The 24,787-nt window shown below is 38.4% G+C and carries 24 protein-coding genes, 2 pseudogenes and 1 other annotated feature; of the genes and pseudogenes, 20 read left to right on the top strand and 6 right to left on the bottom strand.

The window, feature by feature from the left end; all coding sequences use genetic code 11:
- Positions 1-62: 62 nt before the first annotated feature.
- From DD649_RS12780 to ihfA, 11 genes are all read left to right on the top strand, one after another.
- Positions 63-473 (top strand): hypothetical protein, encoded by a 411-nt coding sequence (locus DD649_RS12780; RefSeq protein ID WP_294107469.1) that lies wholly within the window; start codon positions 63-65, stop codon positions 471-473.
- Between the two features lie 91 nt (positions 474-564).
- Positions 565-1,014, top strand: coding sequence for an isoprenylcysteine carboxylmethyltransferase family protein (locus DD649_RS12775; protein WP_294107467.1), 450 nt, complete (start codon positions 565-567; stop codon positions 1,012-1,014).
- A 98-nt stretch (positions 1,015-1,112) separates the two neighbouring features.
- Positions 1,113-1,313, top strand: coding sequence for a hypothetical protein (locus tag DD649_RS12770; RefSeq protein ID WP_294107465.1), 201 nt, complete (start codon positions 1,113-1,115; stop codon positions 1,311-1,313).
- Between the two features lie 432 nt (positions 1,314-1,745).
- The gene (thrS, locus tag DD649_RS12765; RefSeq protein ID WP_294107464.1) at positions 1,746-3,674 is read left to right on the top strand and encodes a threonine--tRNA ligase; all 1,929 of its coding nucleotides are present in this window, start codon (positions 1,746-1,748) and stop codon (positions 3,672-3,674) included.
- Between the two features lie 4 nt (positions 3,675-3,678).
- Positions 3,679-4,221, top strand: a complete 543-nt coding sequence (gene infC / locus DD649_RS12760; RefSeq protein ID WP_294107864.1) for a translation initiation factor IF-3 — start codon at positions 3,679-3,681, stop codon at positions 4,219-4,221.
- Between the two features lie 453 nt (positions 4,222-4,674).
- Positions 4,675-5,214: a translation initiation factor IF-3 gene (infC, locus tag DD649_RS12755; protein WP_294107862.1), complete on the top strand. Its 540-nt coding sequence runs from the start codon at positions 4,675-4,677 to the stop codon at positions 5,212-5,214.
- A 91-nt stretch (positions 5,215-5,305) separates the two neighbouring features.
- Positions 5,306-5,503 (top strand): 50S ribosomal protein L35, encoded by a 198-nt coding sequence (gene rpmI / locus DD649_RS12750; RefSeq protein ID WP_294107462.1) that lies wholly within the window; start codon positions 5,306-5,308, stop codon positions 5,501-5,503.
- A gap of 44 nt (positions 5,504-5,547) precedes the next feature.
- Complete coding sequence (gene rplT, locus DD649_RS12745; protein WP_067398290.1) at positions 5,548-5,904, top strand: 50S ribosomal protein L20; 357 nt, start codon at positions 5,548-5,550, stop codon at positions 5,902-5,904.
- An 89-nt stretch (positions 5,905-5,993) separates the two neighbouring features.
- Positions 5,994-6,118, top strand: a sequence feature (Phe leader region).
- A gap of 120 nt (positions 6,119-6,238) precedes the next feature.
- Entirely contained in the window at positions 6,239-7,222 is a 984-nt protein-coding gene (pheS, locus tag DD649_RS12740; protein WP_294107448.1) for a phenylalanine--tRNA ligase subunit alpha, read from the top strand.
- Between the two features lie 14 nt (positions 7,223-7,236).
- Positions 7,237-9,624: a phenylalanine--tRNA ligase subunit beta gene (gene pheT / locus DD649_RS12735; protein WP_294107446.1), complete on the top strand. Its 2,388-nt coding sequence runs from the start codon at positions 7,237-7,239 to the stop codon at positions 9,622-9,624.
- Between the two features lie 4 nt (positions 9,625-9,628).
- Entirely contained in the window at positions 9,629-9,925 is a 297-nt protein-coding gene (gene ihfA, locus DD649_RS12730; protein WP_294107444.1) for an integration host factor subunit alpha, read from the top strand.
- A 161-nt stretch (positions 9,926-10,086) separates the two neighbouring features.
- On the opposite strand, the pseudogene DD649_RS12725 reads toward ihfA, so the two are convergent.
- Positions 10,087-10,325 (bottom strand): annotated as a pseudogene (locus tag DD649_RS12725) (ogr/Delta-like zinc finger family protein).
- Between the two features lie 127 nt (positions 10,326-10,452).
- Between DD649_RS12725 and DD649_RS12720 the strand changes: the two are divergent.
- The 3 genes from DD649_RS12720 (at position 10,453) to arsC (ending at position 12,655) form a co-directional block, all read left to right on the top strand.
- Positions 10,453-10,791 carry a metalloregulator ArsR/SmtB family transcription factor gene (locus tag DD649_RS12720; protein WP_294107442.1) on the top strand — a complete coding sequence of 113 codons (339 nt, stop codon included), beginning with the start codon at positions 10,453-10,455 and terminating at the stop codon, positions 10,789-10,791.
- A 138-nt stretch (positions 10,792-10,929) separates the two neighbouring features.
- Positions 10,930-12,219 (top strand): arsenic transporter, encoded by a 1,290-nt coding sequence (locus DD649_RS12715; protein ID WP_294107857.1) that lies wholly within the window; start codon positions 10,930-10,932, stop codon positions 12,217-12,219.
- 10 nt (positions 12,220-12,229) lie between these two features.
- The gene (gene arsC / locus DD649_RS12710) at positions 12,230-12,655 is read left to right on the top strand and encodes a glutaredoxin-dependent arsenate reductase (protein WP_294107439.1); all 426 of its coding nucleotides are present in this window, start codon (positions 12,230-12,232) and stop codon (positions 12,653-12,655) included.
- A gap of 1,222 nt (positions 12,656-13,877) precedes the next feature.
- Here arsC and DD649_RS12705 read toward each other — a convergent pair.
- From DD649_RS12705 to DD649_RS12685, 5 genes and pseudogenes are all read right to left on the bottom strand, one after another.
- Complete coding sequence (locus DD649_RS12705) at positions 13,878-14,030, bottom strand: hypothetical protein (protein WP_294107435.1); 153 nt, start codon at positions 14,028-14,030, stop codon at positions 13,878-13,880.
- A gap of 29 nt (positions 14,031-14,059) precedes the next feature.
- The gene (locus DD649_RS12700; RefSeq protein WP_294107433.1) at positions 14,060-14,575 is read right to left on the bottom strand and encodes a terminase family protein; all 516 of its coding nucleotides are present in this window, start codon (positions 14,573-14,575) and stop codon (positions 14,060-14,062) included.
- A complete protein-coding gene (locus tag DD649_RS12695; protein ID WP_336430822.1) occupies positions 14,572-14,796 on the bottom strand; it encodes a hypothetical protein in 225 nt (74 codons plus the stop codon). The genes DD649_RS12700 and DD649_RS12695 overlap by 4 nt, the downstream gene beginning before the upstream one ends.
- Positions 14,793-16,387, bottom strand: a pseudogene (locus tag DD649_RS12690) (replication endonuclease); the annotation flags it as partial. The gene DD649_RS12695 and the pseudogene DD649_RS12690, both read right to left, overlap by 4 nt.
- A gap of 156 nt (positions 16,388-16,543) precedes the next feature.
- Positions 16,544-17,731 (bottom strand): hypothetical protein, encoded by a 1,188-nt coding sequence (locus DD649_RS12685; RefSeq protein ID WP_294107428.1) that lies wholly within the window; start codon positions 17,729-17,731, stop codon positions 16,544-16,546.
- Between the two features lie 121 nt (positions 17,732-17,852).
- Here DD649_RS12685 and btuC point away from each other — a divergent pair, with 121 nt between their 5' ends.
- From btuC to arnD, 6 genes are all read left to right on the top strand, one after another.
- Entirely contained in the window at positions 17,853-18,854 is a 1,002-nt protein-coding gene (btuC, locus tag DD649_RS12680) for a vitamin B12 ABC transporter permease BtuC (protein WP_294107425.1), read from the top strand.
- A 3-nt stretch (positions 18,855-18,857) separates the two neighbouring features.
- A complete protein-coding gene (locus DD649_RS12675) occupies positions 18,858-19,640 on the top strand; it encodes an ATP-binding cassette domain-containing protein (protein ID WP_294107423.1) in 783 nt (260 codons plus the stop codon).
- 127 nt (positions 19,641-19,767) lie between these two features.
- Positions 19,768-20,913: a UDP-4-amino-4-deoxy-L-arabinose aminotransferase gene (gene arnB / locus DD649_RS12670; RefSeq protein WP_294107421.1), complete on the top strand. Its 1,146-nt coding sequence runs from the start codon at positions 19,768-19,770 to the stop codon at positions 20,911-20,913.
- On the top strand, positions 20,913-21,905 hold the full coding sequence (gene arnC, locus DD649_RS12665) for an undecaprenyl-phosphate 4-deoxy-4-formamido-L-arabinose transferase (RefSeq protein WP_294107419.1): 993 nt from the start codon (positions 20,913-20,915) through the stop codon (positions 21,903-21,905). Before arnB ends, arnC begins: the two co-directional genes overlap by 1 nt.
- On the top strand, positions 21,905-23,890 hold the full coding sequence (gene arnA, locus DD649_RS12660) for a bifunctional UDP-4-amino-4-deoxy-L-arabinose formyltransferase/UDP-glucuronic acid oxidase ArnA (RefSeq protein WP_294107417.1): 1,986 nt from the start codon (positions 21,905-21,907) through the stop codon (positions 23,888-23,890). The genes arnC and arnA overlap by 1 nt, the downstream gene beginning before the upstream one ends.
- On the top strand, positions 23,890-24,783 hold the full coding sequence (gene arnD, locus DD649_RS12655; RefSeq protein ID WP_294107415.1) for a 4-deoxy-4-formamido-L-arabinose-phosphoundecaprenol deformylase: 894 nt from the start codon (positions 23,890-23,892) through the stop codon (positions 24,781-24,783). The genes arnA and arnD overlap by 1 nt, the downstream gene beginning before the upstream one ends.
- Positions 24,784-24,787 lie beyond the last annotated feature (4 nt).

Raw genomic sequence — 24,787 nt, 5'->3', positions numbered from 1 at the left:
TATCCTATTTTTAGTTTCAATTTTAATTGAAGTCGAATAGTAAACGAATTATAGGATGGCCAATGAAAAATATAGTAGCGACACTAGCGGGTACATTTATGTTGATTATTTTAGCTATCGCTATGTTGCTTATTCTCTTTCCTCAACAGTGGAAACAAAATATATACCCGAATATTTCTCAGATATTACCTGAATCTGTTAGTTATTTTGTGCCTTCAATGATGACAAAGAATAATGCTTGCTCCAGCTTAGAGGGAAACCTGCGCAGCTTTGCAGAGTATTTGAAAATGAACCAAGATATTGTTGATGTAAAAGGAATGAATAGTTTGGATGATCAATTAGCTCGTATACAAACACGTGTAGATACTATGCCAGGAGAGGTTCGCAATATTGTTTGCCAACAAGAATATGCACGATTAGAAGGATTAAAAAGTGTTTTCACATTAGGCCATCCAAATCAAAATACGTTTTAGTTAAACTTATTTAATTGTAAATAATTGGTCACCATTATCTTTACGTTTTCATGATATGCTTATAACGTCATTTTATTTACAGGGTAATGTGATGAGCATTTTCAAATTTCCATTGTTAAATTGGCTAATTTTAAATGGCTTCGCTGTTTATTATCTTTTTTTGCGAGATGCATTTTATTGGGGCTTCTCGGGTTGGATGGGAATACTTGGAATATTAATCGCACTAGAAAGTTTAGGATGGATATCAGCCAGTCTGTATTATTTTATGCGTTATAAAACCTCGCCAAATCCAGCCACTAAAGCCGCCTATTTAATTACTCGGGGGCCATTTCGTTTATCTCGAAACCCATTATACCTAGCATTTACCTCTATGAGTTTAGCATTTTCGTTTTTTACGCACTCCCCTTATTTTTTAGTATCAGGTCTCGTGTTTTGGCTAATTACAGATCTTTATACCATCCCTCAAGAAGAAAAATATTTATCTGAATTGTTTAAAGATGAATGGCAACAGTATAGCCAACACACTCGTCGTTGGTTATAGATGTCAAGATTCTCTTGATTGTGTCGTAGGTCGCAATCTTTTACAAATCAAAGTGGTATATAATATATAACAGTGAAATTAACTTAAGGTGGTGACGAATGAAAACATTTGGCGTCGTTCTTTTTCTTCTTGGTATTGTCGCTGCTATTGCATCTTTCAGCATGGATGCGAGTATTGTCGTGTCGTATGGTGAAAAAATTATAGATGCGGGTTTAGCATTTGACAGGCAAAACTATATTATTGGTAGCTCACTTATTGCGCTGTGTGGGGCACTAATTTGGTTTTTTGGTAAAAAATAAGTTATTTACTATTCTAAGTAGTTGAACCAGTACTAAACTCAATAATGTCAGTGCATATGAGGTATTTACCTGAATTTTTAATAACTAAAAACGAATCGATTTAATGAAAAGAATACGATAAGTAGATCACATCTATGTTTAGTGAATTATTTAAAAGCAAATTATTTTAAGAATAGATGGTTTTTAGAGTAGATTGTTTTAAAAGCTAAATTTAGGTGGGGGAGATAATCACCTTCTTTCTATCGCGAATAAATGAGTCTGTGTTATTATTGCTGTGGAGTTACTTTTGATGTGCGTAATCGTTTTATGATGTATGTACATATCTCGCATAGTGAAGTGAGAAATCGAATGTAACGTATTGATATACAAACTTTGGAATAATCAAGCAAGTGATCTTACGTGCGGGTCACCACTGCGGATAAGGATTTTTTAATGCCTGTTATTACTCTTCCTGATGGAAGTCAACGTCAATTTGACCATGCTGTATCAGTCATGGATGTCGCTCGCGATATCGGTGCAGGTTTGGCGAAAGCGTGTATTGCTGGTCGTGTTAATGGTGAGCTAGTTGATGCTTGCGAAATTATTGAACATGATGCGAATTTGTCCATTATAACGAGTAAAGATGACGATGGACTTGAAATTATTCGTCACTCTTGCGCTCACTTGTTAGGTCATGCAATTAAACAATTGTGGCCAAACACTAAAATGGCAATTGGTCCAACTATCGATAATGGTTTTTATTATGATATTGACCTTGATTATACGTTGACCCAGGAAGATTTGGAGAAGCTTGAAAAGCGCATGCTTGAGCTTGCCAAAACGGATTATGACGTGATTAAAAAACGTGTTTCATGGAGCGAGGCTCGTGAAACATTTGTGGCGCGTGGTGAAGACTATAAAGTTGAAATCTTGGATCAAAATATAAGCCAAGACGACCGCCCAGGTTTATATCATCACGAAGAATATGTAGATATGTGTCGTGGTCCGCACGTGCCTAATATGCGTTTTTGCCACCATTTTAAATTACAAAAATTGGCGGGTGCATATTGGCGTGGTAACAGCGACAACAAAATGCTACAACGTGTTTACGGTACTGCATGGGCAGATAAAAAGCAGTTAGCTGCTTATCTGTTACGTCTTGAAGAAGCGGCTAAACGTGACCACCGTAAAATTGGTAAGCAATTAGATTTATATCATATGCAAGAAGAAGCGCCAGGTATGGCATTCTGGCATAATGATGGCTGGACAATCTTCCGTGAACTTGAAACTTTTGTACGCACTAAATTAAAAGAGTATCATTATCAGGAAGTTAAAGGTCCATTTATGATGGATCGTGTTCTGTGGGAAAAAACAGGCCATTGGGAAAACTATAAAGATGCGATGTTCACTACTTCATCTGAAAATCGCGAATATTGTGTAAAACCAATGAACTGCCCTGGCCATGTACAGATTTTCAACCAAGGTTTAAAATCATATCGTGATTTACCTTTACGTATGGCTGAGTTTGGTAGTTGCCACCGTAACGAGCCATCAGGTGCATTGCATGGTTTGATGCGAGTACGTGGCTTTACTCAAGATGATGCGCATATCTTCTGTACAGAAGAGCAAATTTTGAGTGAAGTAAACAGCTGTATCCAAATGATTTATGATGTTTATGCAACTTTTGGCTTTGAAAAAATAGTTGTTAAACTGTCAACTCGTCCTGAAAAACGTATCGGTACTGATGATATGTGGGATAGAGCTGAAGCGGACTTAGCAAATGCATTGAAAAGTAAAGGTATTGAGTTTGAATACCAACCTGGAGAAGGTGCTTTTTATGGTCCAAAAATTGAATTTACACTGTATGACTGCCTTGACCGTGCATGGCAATGCGGTACTGTACAGTTAGATTTCTTCTTGCCAGGTCGCTTAACTGCTTCATATGTTGGTGAAAATAACGAGCGTATTACGCCAGTCATGATCCACCGTGCAGTGCTCGGTTCACTTGAGCGCTTTATCGGTATCTTAACTGAGGAATATGCAGGATTCTTCCCAACGTGGTTAGCACCACAGCAAGTTGTTGTGATGAATATAACGGATAATCAAGCTGATTATGTTCAAGAATTAGTCAGTAAGTTACAAAGTGTTGGCATTCGTGCGAAAGCAGATTTACGAAACGAAAAAATTGGTTTCAAAATCCGTGAACACACTCTGCGTCGTGTTCCTTACATGTTGGTTTGTGGTGATAAAGAAGTTGAATCAGGAAAAGTCTCCGTCCGTACCCGTCGTGGTGTAGATGTAGGCAGCCTTGATGTTAACGAATTCACAACTAAACTGTTGGAAGAAATTCGCAGTCGTCAACTCAATCAGATGGAGGAATAAGGTTATTAAAGGCGGAAAAAAACTCCCAACGGCACGTCCAAATCGTATTAACGATGAGATTCGTGCTACTGAAATTCGTGTGACTGGTTTAGAGGGTGAACCACTCGGAATTATGAGTGTGCGTGAAGGCCTGACTAAAGCAGAAGAAGCTGGTGTCGACTTAGTTGAGATAAGTCCAAATGCTGAGCCACCAGTTTGTCGTATCATGGATTACGGTAAATTTCTTTATGAGAAGAGCAAGTCTCAAAAAGAACAAAAAAAGAAACAAAAAGTTGTTCAAGTGAAGGAAATTAAATTCCGACCGGGAACAGATGAAGGCGACTACCAAGTTAAATTACGTAGCCTGATCCGCTTTTTGGAAGAGGGTGACAAAGCTAAAGTTACACTACGTTTTCGTGGTCGTGAAATGGCACACCAGCAGATTGGCTTAGAAGTGCTTAATCGCATTAAAGTTGATTTGGAAGAACTGGCAGTTGTTGAGTCATATCCTTCAAGAATTGAAGGTCGCCAGATGGTTATGGTATTGTCACCAAAGAAAAAAATATAAAAACAATTAGTTAGTAGATATATAGACAGTAAGTAGCGTTCAATAAAATGAGCGCTACTTTTCTATTTTGAAATTACAAAAAATATAGTATTAAAAAATAATACGGAAACGAATAGTAAGAATGATTTGCCCGATGGCCTGTAAAAACTTATACGTGAATCAGTAAATGTGAACTTAGAAATGTTTGTCTTTAATGGCGATCGTTAGTCGACTTACTATGATTTCAAGTGATTGGCTGCGAATAATTTCAATATCTGCTTGAGTAATCCGTTAAGAAGCATTAAAATCCGCGGTCGAATCCCTTTATTAAGTTTGGAAACAAAAAAACTGATAAAGCAAAATGAATATTGCGTTTTGATTAGTAGCCGTTTTACTGTTGTAATTTGTGTCACTATCAGTTCGTTGTTTTTAGAGAATGTAGCAAATCTCTTTATCCAGTTGGAGGAATAAAGTATTAAAGGCGGAAAAAGAATCCCAACAATACGACCGAATCGTATTAACGATGAAATTCGTGTTACTGAAGTCCGTTTAACCGGTTTAGACGGCGAACAGCTAGGCATTATGAGCATTCGCGAAGCGATTGAAAAAGCTGAAGAATCAGGTGTAGACCTTGTAGAAATCAGTCCTAATGCCGAACCGCCAGTTTGTCGTATTATGGATTACGGCAAATTCCTTTATGAGAAGAGCAAGTCTCAGAAAGAACAGAAAAAGAAACAAAAAGTTGTTCAGGTGAAGGAAATTAAATTCCGCCCTGGTACAGATGAAGGTGATTATCAGGTCAAACTACGCAACCTGATACGCTTCATAGAAGATGGTGATAAAGCTAAAGTAACACTGCGTTTTCGTGGTCGTGAAATGGCTCACCAACAGATCGGTATGGAAATGCTTAATCGCATCAAAGCTGATCTGGAAGAGTTAGTAGTCGTTGAATCATTTCCTTCAAGAATTGAAGGGCGTCAAATGATCATGGTACTAGCACCTAAGAAGAAATAATTAGGCCATCAAGTAGTAACTTGTGTAGAAATGCAGAAGATATTCGCCTAGTTAATTCGTAGTTAATCACAATGCGAAGTTGGAATTAGAAATGCCAAAGATAAAAACTGTACGTGGCGCAGCAAAGCGCTTTAAAAAAACTGCAGGCGGTGGCTTTAAGCGCAAGCATGCAAACCTTCGTCATATTTTGACCAAGAAGTCTACTAAGCGTAAACGCCATTTGCGTGCTAAAGGAATGGTATCTAAGGGCGATTTGGGTCTGGTAAGTGCTTGCCTGCCATACGCATAAGTAAACATTGGTTAATTTAAGATAAAAGACGATAGGAGATATATATGGCTCGCGTAAAACGTGGTGTTGTTGCCCGTGCACGTCACAAGAAAATTCTGAAGCAAGCGAAAGGTTATTACGGAGCACGTTCACGTGTTTACCGTGTCGCGTTTCAGGCAGTAATCAAAGCTGGTCAATACGCTTACCGTGACCGCCGTCAACGTAAACGTCAGTTCCGTCAACTGTGGATTGCGCGTATTAACGCTGCAGCTCGTCAGAACGGCCTGTCTTACAGTCGCTTCATCAATGGCTTGAAAAAAGCTTCAATTGAAATCGACCGTAAGATCCTAGCAGATATCGCAGTTTTCGATAAAGTCGCATTTGCTGCGCTTGTTGAAAAAGCGAAAGGCGCTTTGGCGTAATTGTTTGCTTGAAAAAGAGGAAGGAAACTTCCTCTTTTCATTTGTATTTTTTGTGATTATACTTTAATAAAATGATTTACTAGAGAAATTTTCATATGTATAACGTTGCTTTTCGCTTCTTTTTTTACTTTAGCACCTGAGTATCGGGGGCTTGTCTGCGTAAGAAAAGAAACGAAAAGTTACGCTAAAGCCTCCTAATGGAGGCTTTTTTGTTTTTGATTTCAAAGAAAATGCAGTAAAATCAGTTAAGTACTTATCTGTTATTATAATGGTGAGTTGAACTTAATATAATGAATAACTAGCAAAACGACCGAGTGGTCATAAAGGGGAAACAATGCCACATCTCGCTGAATTGGTTGCACAGGCAAAAGCAGCCATTGAACAAGCCCAAGATGTTGCTACGTTAGAGTCAGTGCGTGTTGAATTTTTAGGCAAAAGCGGCCACTTCACACTACAGATGAAAACGTTGCGTGATCTGCCTGCTGATGAACGTCCAGCAGCAGGGGCTGTTATAAATGAAGCTAAAGTTCAGGTTCAAGATGCACTGAACGCCCGTAAAGATTTAATGCAAGCTGAAATACTGAATGCGCGCTTATCTTCAGAAACTGTGGATGTTTCTTTACCGGGACGCCGTATGGAAAATGGTGGATTACATCCGGTCACTCGTACAATTCAGCGAATTGAAGAGTTTTTTGGTGAGTTAGGTTTCTCTGTTGAGACCGGTCCTGAAATAGAAGATGACTACCATAACTTTGATGCGTTGAATATTCCAGCTCATCACCCTGCGCGTGCCGATCATGATACTTTTTGGTTTGATGCTAAACGTTTATTGCGTACCCAAACATCAGGTGTGCAAATTCGTACAATGGTTGGGCAGCAACCACCTATTCGTATCATTGCGCCGGGTCGCGTATACCGTAATGACTATGATCAAACACATACTCCAATGTTCCATCAAACAGAAGGTCTGATTGTTGATAAAGATATTAGCTTTACCAACCTCAAAGGAACATTGCACGATTTTCTAAATAATTTCTTTGAAGAAGAAGTTCAAGTACGCTTTCGCCCATCTTATTTTCCATTCACCGAGCCATCTGCTGAAGTCGATGTGATGGGTAAAAATGGCAAATGGCTTGAGGTATTAGGTTGTGGAATGGTGCATCCAAATGTATTACGTAATGTAGGTATCGACCCAGAAGTTTACTCTGGATTTGCATTTGGTATGGGTATGGAACGTTTAACTATGTTGCGTTACGGCGTTTCAGACTTGCGCGCATTCTTCGAAAATGATCTTCGTTTTCTCAAACAGTTTAAATAAGGCGGGTTTATCTCATGAAATTCAGTGAACTATGGTTACGCGAATGGGTAAACCCGGCGATAAATAGTGAAGCTTTATCAGACCAAATCACAATGGCAGGTTTGGAAGTTGATGGCGTTGAATCAGTAGCAGGGCAATTTAATGGTGTGGTTGTAGGGGAAGTAGTTGAATGTGGGCAACACCCTAATGCCGATAAATTGCGAGTCACTAAAATCAATGTAGGCGGCGATCGCTTGCTAGACATCGTTTGTGGTGCGCCAAATTGCCGTTTAGGTTTAAAAGTTGCAGTAGCAACTGTGGGTGCAGTACTACCGGGTGACTTTAAAATTAAAGCGGCTAAATTACGCGGTGAGCCGTCAGAAGGCATGTTGTGTTCATATTCTGAGCTAGGTATTTCTGATGATCACAGCGGTATTATTGAATTACCAGCTGACGCGAAGATAGGTACGGATATTCGTGAATATCTAAAACTTGATGATAATGCGATTGAAATCAGCATTACACCAAATCGTGCAGATTGCCTGAGTATTATCGGGGTTGCACGCGATGTTGCTGTTATCAATAAACTTGAACTCAATGAGCCGGTTATTAATACCGCTCAAGTTACGACGAAAGAGACATTTCCTATTCGTGTTGAGGCACCAAAAGCGTGTCCACGTTTCTTAGGCCGTGTTATTCAAAACATTGATGTGTCAGTTCCGACTCCATTATGGATGAAAGAAAAGCTGCGTCGTGGTGGCGTTCGTTCTATTGATGCCGTTGTTGATATTACAAACTTTGTCCTACTTGAGTTAGGTCAACCGCAGCATGCGTACGATTTGGACCGTTTAACAGGTGCTATCGTAGTACGTATGGCAAAAGATAAAGAAAAGCTTGTATTATTAGATGGTTCAGAAGTGACCCTAAAATCAGATACTTTAGTTATTGCTGATGAAAAACAAGCATTAGGTATTGCCGGTATTTTTGGTGGTGACCACTCTGGTGTTAATGGCGAAACAAAAAATATTCTTCTTGAATGTGCTTATTTCGACCCACTATCGATTACAGGACGCGCACGTAATTATGGCTTGCACACTGATGCATCACACCGTTTTGAGCGTGGTGTTGACTCACAATTACAATTTAAAGCTCTTGAACGTGCAACGGCATTAATTGTTGATATCTGTGGTGGTGAAGTTGGTGAAATAATCGATGCAACGAGTATTGAGCATTTGCCTAAAGCTGCTAATATCAAATTGACGCGTCATAAACTCGATCGTTTAATTGGTCATTTCATTGCTGATGATTTAGTGACGGATATTCTGACGCGTCTCGGCTGTAAAGTGACTGTATCTGCTAATTGTTGGGATGTAGTCGCACCAAGCTGGCGTTTCGATATGCAAATCGAAGAAGATTTGGTTGAAGAAGTAGCGCGAGTGTACGGATATAATAGTATTCCAGACGTGCCTTTACGCGCTGATCTGATCATGACTAAGCATAAAGAAGCTAACTTGCCGCTGAAACGCATGAAAGCGATGTTAGTCGATAAGGGCTATCAAGAAGCTATTACCTATAGTTTTGTTGACCCTAAAATACAAGCGTTGCTTCACCCTGAGCAAGATGCATTAATTTTGCCTAATCCAATTTCAGCTGATATGTCTGCAATGCGTTTGTCATTATTGACCGGCTTATTAGGTACTGTGGTCTATAATCAGAATCGTCAACAAAATAGAATTCGATTATTTGAGACAGGTCTACGCTTTATTCCTGATAATCAAGCAGAATATGGAATACGGCAGGAACCTATGTTGGCTGGCGTGATTACAGGCAATAGATTTGATGAACATTGGTCATTAGATAAACAAGTTGTTGACTTCTTTGATTTAAAAGGTGATCTTGAAGCTGTTTTTGAATTGACTGGAAAACTAAATCAAATTACATTTAAATCTGAGGCACACCCATCGTTACATCCTGGGCAAAGTGCTGGGATTTATCTGGAAAATGAACACATTGGCTTTATTGGTGTCGTTCACCCAGAATTAGAACGTAAACTCGATTTAAATGGTCGTACAGTCGTGTTTGAGGTTCGTAGTGATGCGATAACACAACGTGTAGTCCCTGAAGCTAAGGTGATTTCACGCTATCCATCGAATCGTCGTGACATTGCTGTTGTTGTACCAGAAAATGTAGCAGCTGCAGAAGTTTTGGCAGAGTGTAAAAAAGTTGGCATAAATCATATAGTTGGCATAAACTTATTTGATGTGTATTGTGGTGAAGGAATAGCAGACGGTTATAAGAGCCTTGCTATTAGTCTAGTCTTCCAAGATACCCAGCGTACGATGGAAGAAGAAGAGATTACCGCGACCGTTGAACTGTGCGTTGCTGCGTTAAAACAGCGATTCCAAGCCTCCTTGAGGGACTAAACCTATGGCGCTTACTAAAGCTGAAATGTCGGAAAATTTGTTTGAAAAACTGGGTGTTAGCAAACGTGATGCTAAAGACCTTGTTGAAACTTTCTTTGAAGAGGTTCGCCTTTCTTTAGAAAATGGTGAGCAGGTAAAATTATCTGGATTCGGTAACTTTGATTTACGTGATAAAAGTCAACGTCCCGGACGTAACCCAAAAACTGGGGAAGATATTCCAATTACTGCACGCCGTGTTGTTACATTCCGCCCAGGCCAAAAATTAAAAAGCCGTGTAGAAAAAGCAACACCAAAAGACTAATCATATCTATTGATATCAATAGATATAGAAAAAGACCGCTTAGGCGGTCTTTTGTTTTTGTATAATCATATGTTTTATAAAAGGATTTATAAGACACCATCCACATCACATCCACGATGTAACCCATCTTAAGCATTGGCCCCTAAAATTAGGGCTAAATATTATAGCGCCAAGGCCACTTGTTGAAATTTATTCAGATACGGTTTACTGGCTTGACTTCCCCCGGCTTACTAATAAATCGAGCTACTGATTCATGACTTACAAACGTTGCACCACAATTGATGTTTTGGCATTGGTTATAACGTTCTTTGGTGGTTGAAATTCGCAGTGAAGAGCGGAAGTGTGCGGCGTAATTGCTTAACGTGACGTTATTATTAGGGTAGTTGTACGGGAAAGTCAGACGCTTGCTAATTCGATTATTGAAACCATAACGATTTTTTATTTGCACTGAGTGGCGTATTTTACATATACGTTTTGACGTATGTGTTTTTTTGGTATAGTTTATAAAAAAGATTTAAGAGGTACACATGGAACCATTACAACTGTTTAAAATTTTAGGTGATCAAACGAGATTAGATATTGTCTTGATTTTAAAAGCATCAGGTGAACTATGTGTTTGTGACATTTATACAGCGTTAAATTTATCGCAGCCTAAAACATCCCGTCATTTAGCTATGCTCAGAGAGTTTGGTTTATTACTTGATTCAAAACATGGTAAGTGGGTTCATTATAGATTGTCTCCTACATTATTGCCGTGGGTAAAAAGTATCATAGATGTAACATACGCTACGGAGAAAAATAGAGTATCAGCCTTGCTCAGGGCTGTTATAGAGACAAAAGAGTCGGTTAATAGCTGTTCTAAATAAATTTTTTTAAATTAACATATTCGAAAAAACATATATGTATTGAGTCAATTGGTATATCAGGATTAATCTAGCTAGCAGATTAAGTATAATTTTAGAAAAATAAAAGGAACATATATGCTCCTTTTAAACGAGGTTGTTATGTTTATTGCTGCATTAATTTTTATTCTGACGATCACTTTTGTCATTTGGCAGCCCAAAGGACTTGGTATTGGGTGGAGCACAACAGTAGGGGCGATACTTGCTCTTATTTTTGGTGTAATTAGTTTTCAAGATATTCCTACAGTTTGGAATATTGTTTGGAATGCAACGGCGACATTTGTTGCGGTCATTATTATTAGTTTAATTCTAGATGAAAGTGGCTTTTTTGAATGGGCAGCATTACATGTAGCTAGATGGGGAGGCGGTAAAGGAAGGTTGTTATTTAGTTATATCGTGCTACTAGGTGCAACAGTTGCGGCTTTATTTGCTAATGATGGTGCTGCATTGATATTAACACCCATTGTTATTGCTATGTTGCTTGCACTTGGCTTTAACAAAGGCACAACGTTGGCATTTGTTATGGCAGCAGGGTTTATTGCGGATACGGCAAGCTTACCGCTTATTGTTTCTAACTTAGTTAATATTGTTTCTGCTGATTTTTTTAATATCGGTTTTACTGAGTATGCATCAATTATGGTTCCTGTCGATATCGCTGCGATTATCGCCACATTAACTATGTTGCATTGGTTTTTTCGTAAAGATATACCTAAGCAATATGATGTTACAAAACTTAGTGACCCAACTTTAGCAATTAAGGATATGACGACCTTTAAAGCGGGTTGGTTTGTATTGGTGCTATTACTGGTCGGTTTTTTTCTCTTAGAACCTTTAGGGATTCCTGTTAGTGCTATCGCTGCAATTGGTGCTTTGACCCTTTGGATAATTGCAGCTAGAGGCCACACAATTAATACAAAAAAAGTTCTACGTGGTGCCCCTTGGCAGATAGTCATTTTTTCTTTGGGCATGTATTTGGTTGTTTATGGGTTAAGAAATGCAGGGCTAACCGATTATCTTTCTGAAATACTCAATTACCTTGCAGATAAAGGGCTATGGGTAGCAACAATAGGGACTGGGTTTATTACTGCTTTTTTATCTTCAATTATGAATAATATGCCAACAGTATTAATCGGGGCTCTATCAATTGAAGGTAGCAATGCTACAGGGTTAATCCAACAGGCTATGGTTTATGCCAATGTTATTGGTGCAGATTTAGGCCCTAAGATTACACCAATTGGTAGTTTGGCTACGCTATTGTGGCTACATGTTTTATCACAAAAAAAGATGACCATCACGTGGGGATATTATTTTAAAACGGGCATCATTATGACTGTTCCTGTACTGACAGTAACATTAATCGCTTTGGTGCTTAGGTTTTCACTCTTAAATTAATGGTAATCAAATGAATGAAATCACTATTTATCACAATCCAGACTGTGGCACATCACGTAATGCGCTTGCAATTATTCGTAACAGTGGCGTAGAACCTACAATCATTTATTATCTAGAAACCCCACCAACTAAAGATGTATTAGTTCAACTTATTGCAGATATGAAAATCACAACAAGAGAGTTACTACGAAAAAATGTTGAACCATATGAACAATTAGGTTTAGAAAAAGATGTTTATATTGATGAACAACTGATTAATTTCATGTTACAACATCCAATACTGATCAATAGACCGATTGTGGTAACGCCGTTAGGTGTAAAACTATGCAGGCCATCAGAATTAATATTAGAAATTTTGCCAAATGAACAATTAAATGAATTTAGTAAAGAAGATGGACAGAGAGTTGTAGATAAAAACAGAAATAAGACAAACTAATACATAAAGGAAGCTCATCTTTTTATATTGTTATATCTTTAACTTATTGATATATAGGTTATCAGCCCTTAATGCTCTAGTGTGGGATACCTATTGGATTGGCTAGGGGAGGAGCTGATACGGTTTGAGCGGTATTCATTGGACTTGGACGACGAGCAGAAATAACTTATCAATATGATTAATGATACCGCCCATCGTGGCGGTATTTTTTCGCCTATAGGTAGATGATATTGATGACCCCAATAATAATAAGACCCCACGATATTATATCAAACCCACACCACCAAGACGAATCGGCAGAAATTAGCCCTCACCAGACACCTCTTTAAACACGCTACAAACCATTACGAAGCACGATGAATTAATTGCTATCTAGTTATATAAAATTGAATTAAACGCCGCTATGAAGCTGAGATTTTGCAGACGGACAATTAACAATAAACATCTCGCCGCGCAATCGTAGCCCCGCCACGCCTGCCCACTAAATAGGGCGATTTTCATGCAGGTGCAAGGGGGCGTCTGAACCGCACCAGTGCTGGAGCTTGGTGTGGGTAACGATCCTTTTTTGATCTTGCGGATTTGGGCGAGAAATTGCGGAATTTTGCATTGTAATAAAATAATCAATAATGTTAATTATTTTATATTGGATAAAATTAAATTTAATTAAATTCACGTATATTTTTATTGTTATTTTTAATTTAATTCTAATTAATAATCTTATTTTGATAATTTTTAGAATAAAAATGATAATTGACTAATTTTTAATCAAAAAAATGATTTTAAGTAAATCCTAATTTTATAAATAGGTATGGATATAAAAATCTAACCTATCGCGGGATATATCCTGCACCGCGGTATTTATCATTAGAGGTCATAATGATTAAACCAATAAAAAACAATAAGAATTTAATACGAAACTTTAAAAGTTTAATTTTTATCTTGCAATACATATTTGATATATCATTTTTTGGTGTTGGAATATTACTTAATGTTATTATATTTCTATTCGATTGCTATCATAGCAATAAAGGCTTTATCCAAAAATTAAAGCAAGTTATCAATTTAAGATTAAGATATAGAAATTTTAGATTAAAAGTTAACTCTACCAAAAGGAAGATTAATAATGGATTTTGGAAAACAATCACTTTTATAAAAGGCATTGTCAAGTAACATCAACTGAAAATAGGGTATGTATTTTACATACCCATTTTTATTTCGTACGCTACCTTCTATCAAATTGACAGAGATACATTTCGGCAAATTGTAACGGTGTAAAATCATCACTTTTTTCTTTCATATGCTCGTAGCACCATTGATAGTCATCATTTGCTTGGAATAAATTTACTCTATCAATAAAAAGCGCCTCATCGTCCATAATAGACACTCCCTCTATACTCGCATTATCTATATACTTGAACGAGTTGAATAGTATGTTCTACGCCAGTGCTGATGGGTTGTAATAGCCATGGAAATTTTCAAAATATTGTCAACATGACTATTCCAAGACCATTCAGGAATATAGATATCTCCCACAATAGCCGCAAAAGTCGTTTTTTCACTCGAAATGAAATATACTTTTGCTCCATTACTTAACCAGATAACTACTCTACCTGCTTTCTTTATCTGTTTAATTAATACTTGACTATCTAATTTACCTACATGGCTGCAAAAATATGCTATTTCATTTGAGATTAAATTTAAGTCACCTAAAAATATTTTATGCCTCCCTGTTAAACACGCATCATTTACCGCCTCAAGTGAAAAATACCAAGAGGTACCTACTTGTCTTGCTTTGTTTAAAATTCTGTTACGGTGGAATTGATTGTGACTCCATCTTTTTTGCCATTGATTTAATTCAGTACTCATTTTAAACGCTAAATTTATTAATAATTCATTTGTGATATTTATTGTGAATTTCATTTATCACCCTCATCAGAAAAATATTGAATATCAATCCATATAATCAATAAAATAATCAATGCCACTGGAAATGAAACAAACCAAAAAATAATAATTAAAATAGTCCCCCATACTGGCAATCTATCAGTCGGTTGTCTTTTATAGTACCAAAGAATGCTGATAGTAAATATCATTGCACCCATATACCAAATCATCGCTAAAACCAACAAAGTTTCATTCATTTATTCTCCTCTCTCAATTTATTAATTCGTGATAAAGCATCAATACACCTTTGCCTATACTTCCCACTAATAGCCTCTTTTTGCGCTTCTAATTCCTGTTTCTGTTGCTTTTTCCGTCGTCGTTGAAACTCAATCTCAACCGTTCACCGTCAAATTTCATGTAATAGAGCCCATCACTAACCCCCATACCATTAGTAAACATGGTTTCAACCTGTGGAATATCAAAACTAATACCAACCTCATTGGCAAAAGTGACAATTTCCGACTGAATTTCGTTATCACTCTCGCCTAATTCAATATTTGATATCTGCCTTTGCTGCTTACCCTGTGAAATCTCACTCCCTATCGCGTTGTCAGGGTCTGTTTCGATAAACGCAAAACCATATTCCTTTATATTGCATACTTCCCTTGAGCCGAGCTCAGGCTCGTAAAATTGCACATCTGATAGATTGGATGTGATCCGCGATCTACAGTTATTGACAGGACTCCGAGGCGCGCCGATGGCGCTTTTTAAAAGACCATCGCCCGCAGCATCGGAGTTTTTCTTCACAATCTTGAACTGCCTTTCACGGGTTTTAAGCGTGGGCTTATTTGCGATGAGTTGGTTATAAACCCCCACAACCTTTTGAACCTCTTCACCGTAAACATTCACATCGCTGATCTCACGGGCAACACGTATCGTTTCCTCTTTACGGCGAATACATGGTCCACCTTGAGACATAACATAATTAAAAAAGTCACCTTCATCGGCAGCGGCGCGAACACGCTCGGCAATATCTCCGAGTTTGTCTGAAATAGAGACACCGCGCGGTAAACGACGACATTCGCGATAAGCGCCTTTTGAGGGGAGTTTATAGAATTGAAATTGAGGGATGCGCCAAGTAGAAGCCCAAGCGGTGACCGCTGCCGCCATGCTTTTTAAGTCTTTACCGGTTTCATGGTCTATCTCGCCATCAAGCGCGTAGCCATCAATATTTTTAGCCACATATTTAGCGATATAGCCCACAGCGCCACCACGATTCATATGCTTGCATTCGAAACGATTTTTCTGTGCACCGGCTTCGTCGCCATCTTCTTTTAATGCGCGTTTACGCATAATATCAACGGCTTTGGCTCGACTGGCTTTATCAACAAATAACAGCATATGCCAGTGGGGCGTACCATCGTGATGAGGCTCTACGACACGAATACCATAAACATCGATATTATTATCATTGAATGCAGAACGAATACGAGACCAGATTTTCACTAAATATTGTTGCCCATCTTTTGGCGTATAGGCTTCATCTTTCCACTTGTGATTAAGCACAGCGTCAATCTCTTTGCCTTTTCTTCGCTGCTTAGTGGGATGATATTTTGATGGGCAGGTCAGCGTAATAAACATGCCAATATCGTCACGCTCTTTTGCGACACGCTCAATGCCGGCCATTTGCGACATTAATTCCATACGACGAATTTCAGGATTAGACACACTCACCATCACTTTATCGAATAGATCAAAACGCTCACCCGTTTCAACATCTTCAATATCCATGCCTTGCAAATACTGCATATTGGATAAACGTTGCGCCTGCACCGCGCGAATAGCTTGCGATACCAATAATCGGCGTTAGCTAAATTGGGGGGGAATGGTGAGAATTAGTATATTATAATGTCTGTAACTCTTTGATATATGTTGTCAGCCCCAACGCTCAGGGCTGACGATGCTCTTTTAGGTGGTCTTTTGTTTTGGTATAAGTTAATTAACTTATTTTTGTACTTGGCTTAAGTCTAATTCTCTTTGAATCAATAGCTCTAAATATTTGTTAGCGGACTTAATTGCGGCGATATCTGCTTTGCTTATCTCTAATTTTTGGGGTGTAGATTGATTCACAGAAAGATTATGAGGCGACATAATACTATGAAACGAAATTGCGATACCGTTTGGTGTCATGCGATTAGTTTCAATATTTTTTACTAACTCAAGGAGGAGTGGCATGGCGATTTGAATAGCTAGTGGCAGTTCTTTAAGTGGAGGTATTTTAGCTAATTTATTTATTTTTGCTCGCTTTAAAATTTCTTGGCTATTAACTGGTTGATTATTGGTTACGTATTGAATGGTTGCTTCTTCTTGCTCAGTAGCTTCATTAATTTTCTCAATTAATTGAGCTAATTTGCTTGTTTCACTCTGGGACTTATTTATAGCCTGCGTTAGCACTATTTTGGACGCACTAATTAAATCATTCAGTGCGATCTTATTTTTATTTATAAGTACATTACTAATACCTACACCGGAAGAGATGGAATCTAAAATTAAGTCAATTTTTTTCTTTACGCCAGGTACGCGTGAAATGCCCTCTTGATTAGTGAATTCTGGTGTAGCTATAGCTTGAGCCATGATTTCATTAAATTTTGAAAAAGCTGTTTTCTCTGCTTCTGATAAATCTTGGTAGTTACTTATTGTTTGTAAGTTTGAATTTGAAATTTTAGCTGCTATTTTTTGCTGTTCACTTTGCTGCTTAAGACTATCCGTTCTGTATGAAGACTCTGGAGTCTGCGCTTCTAATTCATTATTATCAAAAATTCTGTACTTTGCGGTAGGCTCAGTGTGGTTTCGCTCTTTGGAAAGTTGGTTATAATGAAAACGTTTTTCAACTGTTTCAAAAGGCTTTTGCTGTGTAATCTTTTGTTCTGCCAATTTTAGTTCCTGCTTTGTTTTATATATAGAAACTGGAACTGAAGGCTCTTGTTCGTTAGTATTAAGTTTTCTATTACTCAGTAATTCACATTTATCTTGTTTTGAAATACTAAAAAAATGCTGGCAAGAACGAATAATATTTGTGATTGATAATAAAAATCCTTTATTTTCTTGTAATTTAATTGGAACGTTTCTCGTTACATTAGAAGTTGCTATTGGTAAGCTAGATGATGCTGAAGTAATCTGCGGTAGAGTCATATTATTACCCTTTAAATGTCATTTTCACATTGAAAATCAAGTATAAAATTATTGAATTAGCACTACTTTCATAAATAAACACTAGTTTATTAACTTAAAAGATAATCAGATAAACTACAAAATGGCTCATCTAATAAATAAACTAAAAAAACAACAAAAAAATGCTGACATACGAGTGGTTATATTACTGGCTATTTTTTTATTGATGATAGTTATCCTTTCCCTAAGCGCTGGGGAAATATGGCTATGGCCAAACCAATGGACAAGTGAGCCTGCTCAAATGTTTATTGGTCAAATTCGTTTACCTCGAATGTTGGCAGTTATCGCTATTGGTGCAGCACTTGCCGTAACAGGTGCAATTATGCAGGCGCTATTTGAAAATCCTCTCGCTGAGCCTGGCCTATTAGGAATAAGTAACGGTGCTGGGGTCGCGGTGGTATTAACCGTCTTATTATCATCAGGTATTACCCATTATTGGTTAATAAGCACAAGTGCGATTATCGGTGCTTTAGTGCTCACTTCTGTACTACTTTATTTTGCTCGCAGTAAACACCTGAATAACTCTAGTTTGCTCTTAGTCGGTGTCGCTTTAGGGGTTATTAGTGGTGCTTGTATGACATGGATGGTTTATATGAGCAGCAACTTAGATTTGCGGCAATTACTTTATTGGATGATGGGTAGTTTTAGTGGTGTCGATTGGCGACAGTTTGGATTAGTGATGGTGAGTCTTCCATTTTTGTTGTGGGCTATTTGCCAAGGTAAAACATTGAATTATCTTTCACTCGGCAGGTTGCAAGCTTATCAGCTTGGCTTTTCGCCCCAAAAATGGCGTTTGGCCTTAATTATTGTTAGTGGTGTGTTGATTGGTTTTAGTGTTGCAATTGCGGGAGCGATTAGCTTTATTGGTTTGGTTATCCCCCATATATTACGCTTGAGCGGGCTAACTGATAATCGCATATTATTACCAGGTTGTGCCCTTGCAGGCGCATTAGGATTATTAATCGCTGATTTGTTATCTCGCTTATTGATGGCTAATGCTGAAATTCCTATTGGTGTTATAACAGCAACATTAGGCGCACCTATCTTTATCTTTTTACTTATCCGTAACCATCAATGGCGTTAAAAAATGAATATGAAAAGAGTCATTGAGATAAACAATTTGTCGGTTGCTAATCGTATCGTAAATCTTACTGAGATGATATTTGCTGGCGAACAAATTCATTTATTAGGTGCCAATGGCGCGGGGAAAAGTACATTATTGGCTGCATTAAGTGGTTTCCTTGATTTTGACGGACAGGTACTAATCAATAATCAGGATATTAATGTCTATAGTGTCCAAGAGTTGGGGCGACAACGCGCATATTTGCCACAAATGATAAATTCATTGCCAATATTAAAAGTATTTCAATACCTCGACTTATTTTTGCCCTTAACAAGCCGTTCTTCTGACAGCTTGTCTGTCAATATTGTTGATTCTCTTTGTTTAGATTTTCAGTTAACACCATTGCTACATAAATCAATAAATCAACTTTCGGGGGGGGAATGGCAACGAGTTCGGATCGTCGCCGTATTTTTACAAGTCTGGGATAGTAATCAATTATGTGGAAAATTTATACTATTTGATGAGCCAACGAACAATTTAGATATTATTCAGCAAGCCAACTTAGATAAATGGATTAAATATTTTTGTCATTGCTTAGGAACGGTTATAATGAGTGGACATAATCTTAGTCACACTTATAAAAATGCTAGTCGTATATGGATGATAAAAAAAGGATTGATGGTGGCATCAGGAAAACCTGATGACGTAATGACTGACAGTAACTTATCCGACATTTTTATGTCAGAAATTAGATTAAGTGAAAGTAGCGCCAATAAGATATGGCAGATTATTAGTTTTGACGATTAACTAAAAAATTGTTTTAATCACTCGTTTTTATGTAATTTCTTATTGTAATGATGATGAGTGTTGAGGTTCGGTTAAAGTATCATTAACTAGAATATCCTATTATCAATGAAAACTAGGCTATAACAATATGAGCAATTTCCTTCCGTTTTCAAAGCCTGCAATCGGTGATGAAGAGGTAAAGGCAGTAGAGAAAGTTCTACGTTCAGGCTGGATAACTACTGGGCCGCAGAATCATCAGTTAGAAGAAGATTTTTGCAAGCGTTATGGCTGTAAGCATGCAATTGCATTAACTTCTGCAACAGCGGGTATGCATGTTGTTTTGATGGCACTAGGTGTTGGTCCCGGAGATGAGGTTATTACACCTTCGCAAACTTGGGTATCCACAATTAATATGATTGAGTTGCTAGGCGCGACTCCGGTAATGATTGATGTCGATCGTGATACTTTAATGATCCAACCCGATGCAGTTGAACAAGCACTGACAGCAAAAACTAAAGTTATTATTCCTGTGCATTATGCTGGGGCGCCTTGTGATTTAGATGCATTACGTGCAATTGCCGAAAAAGCAGGTGTCTTTTTACTCGAAGATGCCGCTCATGCAGTCGGCACACGTTATAAAAATGAATGGATTGGTGAGACTGGTACTGCAATTTTTTCATTTCATGCGATTAAAAATGTCACTAGTGCTGAAGGTGGTTTAGTCACTACGGATAATGATGAACTTGCACAACGAGTTCGAACTTTAAAATTTCATGGATTAGGGGTTGATGCATTTGATAGACAAATGCAAGGCCGTAAGCCTCAGGCGGAAGTCGTTGAGCCTGGTTTTAAATATAATTTATCCGATATCCATGCTGCGATAGCTGTGGTGCAGTTATCGCGTGTTGAACAAATGAATCAACGCAGAGCTGAACTGACTGCTCGTTATCGTGAGTTGTTGAAAAATTCACCATTAAAAATGCTCTCATTTCCTGATTACCCGCATTTACACGCTAATCATTTATTTATGGTGCGTGTAGATAAATCGCAGTGTGGTATTGATCGCGATACATTTATGGAAAAACTAAAAGAGCATGATATTGGCACAGGTTTACATTTTCGTGCAGCGCATACGCAAAAATATTATCGCGAAAAATACCCGGAACTTTCATTGCCTGAATCAGAATGGAATAGCGCAACTCTTTGTTCGCTGCCTTTATTCCCTGATATGATAGATGAAGATGTTGATCGGGTTGTTAAAGCGATTACTAAAGTTCTTTTGGAGTCAAAATAGTGTCAATAGCAGATGAATTTGATGAGATTAAAAAAGTCTCAGTAGTTATCCCTGTTTATAATGAAGAAGAAAGTTTGCCTCAGTTATTAGAGCGCACAATTAAGTCGTGTAAACAACTCACGCAATCTTATGAATTGATTTTAGTAGATGACGGAAGCAGTGACCGTTCAGCAAAAATGTTAGTAGAAGCCGCTGAAGATCCAGAGAATCACATTATTGCTATTATTCTTAATCGTAATTATGGTCAGCATTCAGCGATTATGGCGGGTTTTAACCAGGCTGATGGCGATTTAGTTATCACTCTTGATGCGGACTTACAAAATCCACCGGAAGAAATTCCACGTTTAGTTCAAACGGCAGCGCAGGGTTATGATGTAGTCGGTACGCGCCGTGCAAATCGTCAAGACTCATGGTTCCGTAAAACCGCATCAAAAATGATTAATGCGATGATAACCAAAGCAACAGGGCGCTCTATGGGTGACTATGGTTGTATGTTACGAGCTTATCGTCGTCATATTATTCAAGCGATGTTGCAATGCCATGAAAGAAGCACATTTATTCCTATTTTAGCGAATACATTTGCACGTAGAACCATTGAAATTGATGTCGCTCATGCGGAGCGCGAATTTGGTGATTCTAAATACAGTTTTATGAAACTGATTAATTTAATGTATGACCTGCTAACCTGTTTAACGACAGCTCCGTTGCGTTTACTGAGCGTAGTGGGCAGCGTTATTGCCGCAGGCGGTTTCTTACTTGCTGTATTATTAATTATTTTACGTCTGCTATTCGGCGCTGCATGGGCAGCAGACGGCGTATTTACACTGTTTGCGGTACTCTTTATGTTTATCGGCGCACAGTTTGTTGCTATGGGTTTATTAGGCGAATACATCGGTAGAATTTACAATGATGTACGTGCTAGACCTCGTTATTTTATTCAAAAAGTCGTCGGCGCAGATATTAAGTCCGACAAAAATCAGGAAGAAAACTAATGAAAGCTATTGTTTTTGCCTATCATGATATTGGCTGTGTAGGGTTAAAGGCGCTTAAAGAAGCAGGTTTTGATATTCAGGCAGTATTTACACACACTGACTCACCTAATGAAAACCACTTTTACTCTTCAGTAGCACGTGTAAGCGCAGACATGGAACTTCCTGTTTATGCGCCTGAAGACGTTAATCATCCACTATGGATTGAACGTATTCGCGAGTTGAAACCTGATGTTATCTTCTCTTTTTATTACCGCGATATGTTAAGCGAAGAACTGCTGTCAATTGCACCAAAAGGCGCATTTAACCTGCATGGTTCTTTACTGCCAAAATACCGTGGTCGCGCACCAATCAATTGGGCGCTATTAAATGGTGAAAGCGAAACGGGTGTGACGCTGCATAAAATGGTCAAGAAGGCTGATGCTGGCGATATCGTTGCTCAAGAAAAATTTGCGATTAGCGATACCGATACCGGGCTAACACTTCATGCAAAAGCACGTGAAGCAGCAGAAGTACTGTTGACTAAAACGTTGCCATTAATCGAAGCGGGTAGCTATAAAGCGGTTGCTCAAGATGAAAGTAAGGCGAGTTACTTTGGTCGCCGTTGTGCTGACGATGGACAAATTGATTGGAATCGCTCAGCAAAAGAAATCAATTGTCTTATTCGTGCTGTTACTGAACCTTATCCTGGTGCGTTTACCTATTTAGGTGCGCGTAAGATGACTATCTGGCGTGCTAGCGTATTAGATGATAACCAAGGTCGAGTTGCCGGTACGGTATTGTCTAATAATCCACTGCGTATTGCTTGTGGCCAAGGTGCAATTGAAGTTATTAGTGGTCAAAGTGAAACCGGTCTATATATGCAAGGTAACCGCCTTGCAAATGAAATGGGTATCGTGAAAGATGTTCGTGTTGGTGAAAAACCGACTACACAAATCAAACGTCGTAAACGCGTTTTGATCTTGGGTGTGAATGGCTTTATTGGTAACCACCTAACTGAGCGTCTGTTGAAAGATGATAACTATGATATCTATGGTATGGATATCGGTTCATCTGCAATTGAACGTTTTATTGGTAACCCACGTTTTCATTTTATCGAAGGTGATGTAAGCATTCATACTGAATGGATTGAATATCACATTAAAAAATGTGACGTTATTCTGCCGTTAGTAGCGATTGCAACGCCTATTGAATACACCCGTAATCCACTGCGTGTTTTCGAATTAGACTTTGAAGAAAACCTGAAAATTGTTCGTTATTGCGTGAAATATAACAAACGTATCATCTTCCCATCGACTTCAGAAGTTTATGGTATGTGTGATGATAAAGAGTTTGATGAAGACGAATCACGTTTAATTGTAGGTCCAATCAATAAACAACGTTGGATTTATTCTGTATCTAAACAGTTACTTGACCGAGTTATTTGGGCCTATGGCGCGAAAGAAGGTCTGAAATTTACGCTATTCCGTCCATTTAACTGGATGGGACCACGTTTAGACAGCTTGAACTCTGCTCGTATTGGTAGCTCTCGCGCAATTACTCAGTTGATCTTGAACTTGGTTGAAGGTTCTCCAATTAAGTTAGTTGATGGTGGTGCACAAAAACGCTGCTTTACTGATATCAAAGATGGCATTGAAGCGTTATTCCGTATCATTGAGAATAAAGATGGTAAATGTGATGGTCAAATCATCAACATTGGTAACCCAACTAATGAAGCGAGTATTCGTGAATTAGCTGAAATGTTGCTGGAAAGCTTTGAAAAACATCCTGAGAGAGCAAAATTCCCTCCATTTGCTGGCTTCCGTGAAATTGAAAGCAGTAGTTATTATGGTCAAGGTTATCAAGATGTTGAGCATCGTAAACCAAGTGTTGAAAATGCGCGTCGCCTACTTGAGTGGGTACCAACGATTGATATGAAAGATACCATTGAAGAAACACTAGACTTTTTCTTGCAAGGTGCAGTTGAAGAATTGAGTGATAAAGACTAATGAAAAAAGTTGGCTTGAGAATAGATGTAGATACCTATCAAGGAACATTGAAAGGGGTACCTCAGCTACTCAAAGTGCTGAAAGAGCACAATATTCAGGCCAGTTTTTTCTTCAGTGTAGGACCCGATAATATGGGGCGCCATTTATGGCGCCTTTTGCGTCCTAAATTCCTGTGGAAAATGCTGAGGTCTAATGCAGCATCTCTTTATGGCCTAGATATTTTACTCGCGGGTACTGCGTGGCCAGGGAAGAAAATTGCTAAAGACTTAGGTTATCTAATGAAACAAACATTAGATGCTGGGCATGAAGTGGGTTTACATGCGTGGGATCATCAAGGTTGGCAAGCCAGAGTTGCCAAGTGGAGTGAGTCCCAATTGACAGAACAAGTTAAATTAGGTGTTGATGCATTAACCTTAGCTATTGGGCAGCGGGTAACTTGCTCGGCAGTTGCTGGCTGGCGTGGGGACGAAAGAGTTCTTAAAGTTAAACAACAGTTTAATTTTGATTATAATAGTGATTGTCGTGGAAAGTACCCATTCAGGCCTATTATGCAAGATGGTTCGATTGGTACCGTACAAATTCCGGTGACATTACCCACATACGATGAGGTCGTGGGAACGGTTGTTACTGACGACGCATTTAATGATTTTATCCTTCAGGCGATTAAAAATGATCAAGGCGTTCCTGTTTATACAATCCACACTGAAGTGGAAGGAATGTCAAAATCGGAACAATTTTCACAATTGTTGGAACGAATCGCACAAGAAGAAATCCAATTCTGTACATTGAGTGATTTGTTGCCAGAAGACATCAATACACTGCCTAAAGGAAAAGTGGTGAGAGCACCATTCCCTGGGCGAGAAGGCTGGCTGGGCTGTCAAGAAGAGGAATAACAGA

This window comes from Providencia sp., assembly GCF_003533305.1.
Lineage (GTDB): Bacteria > Pseudomonadota > Gammaproteobacteria > Enterobacterales > Enterobacteriaceae > Providencia.
Note: the sequence above shows the minus strand (reverse complement) of the source record. Positions and strands in the feature narration are given on the sequence as shown.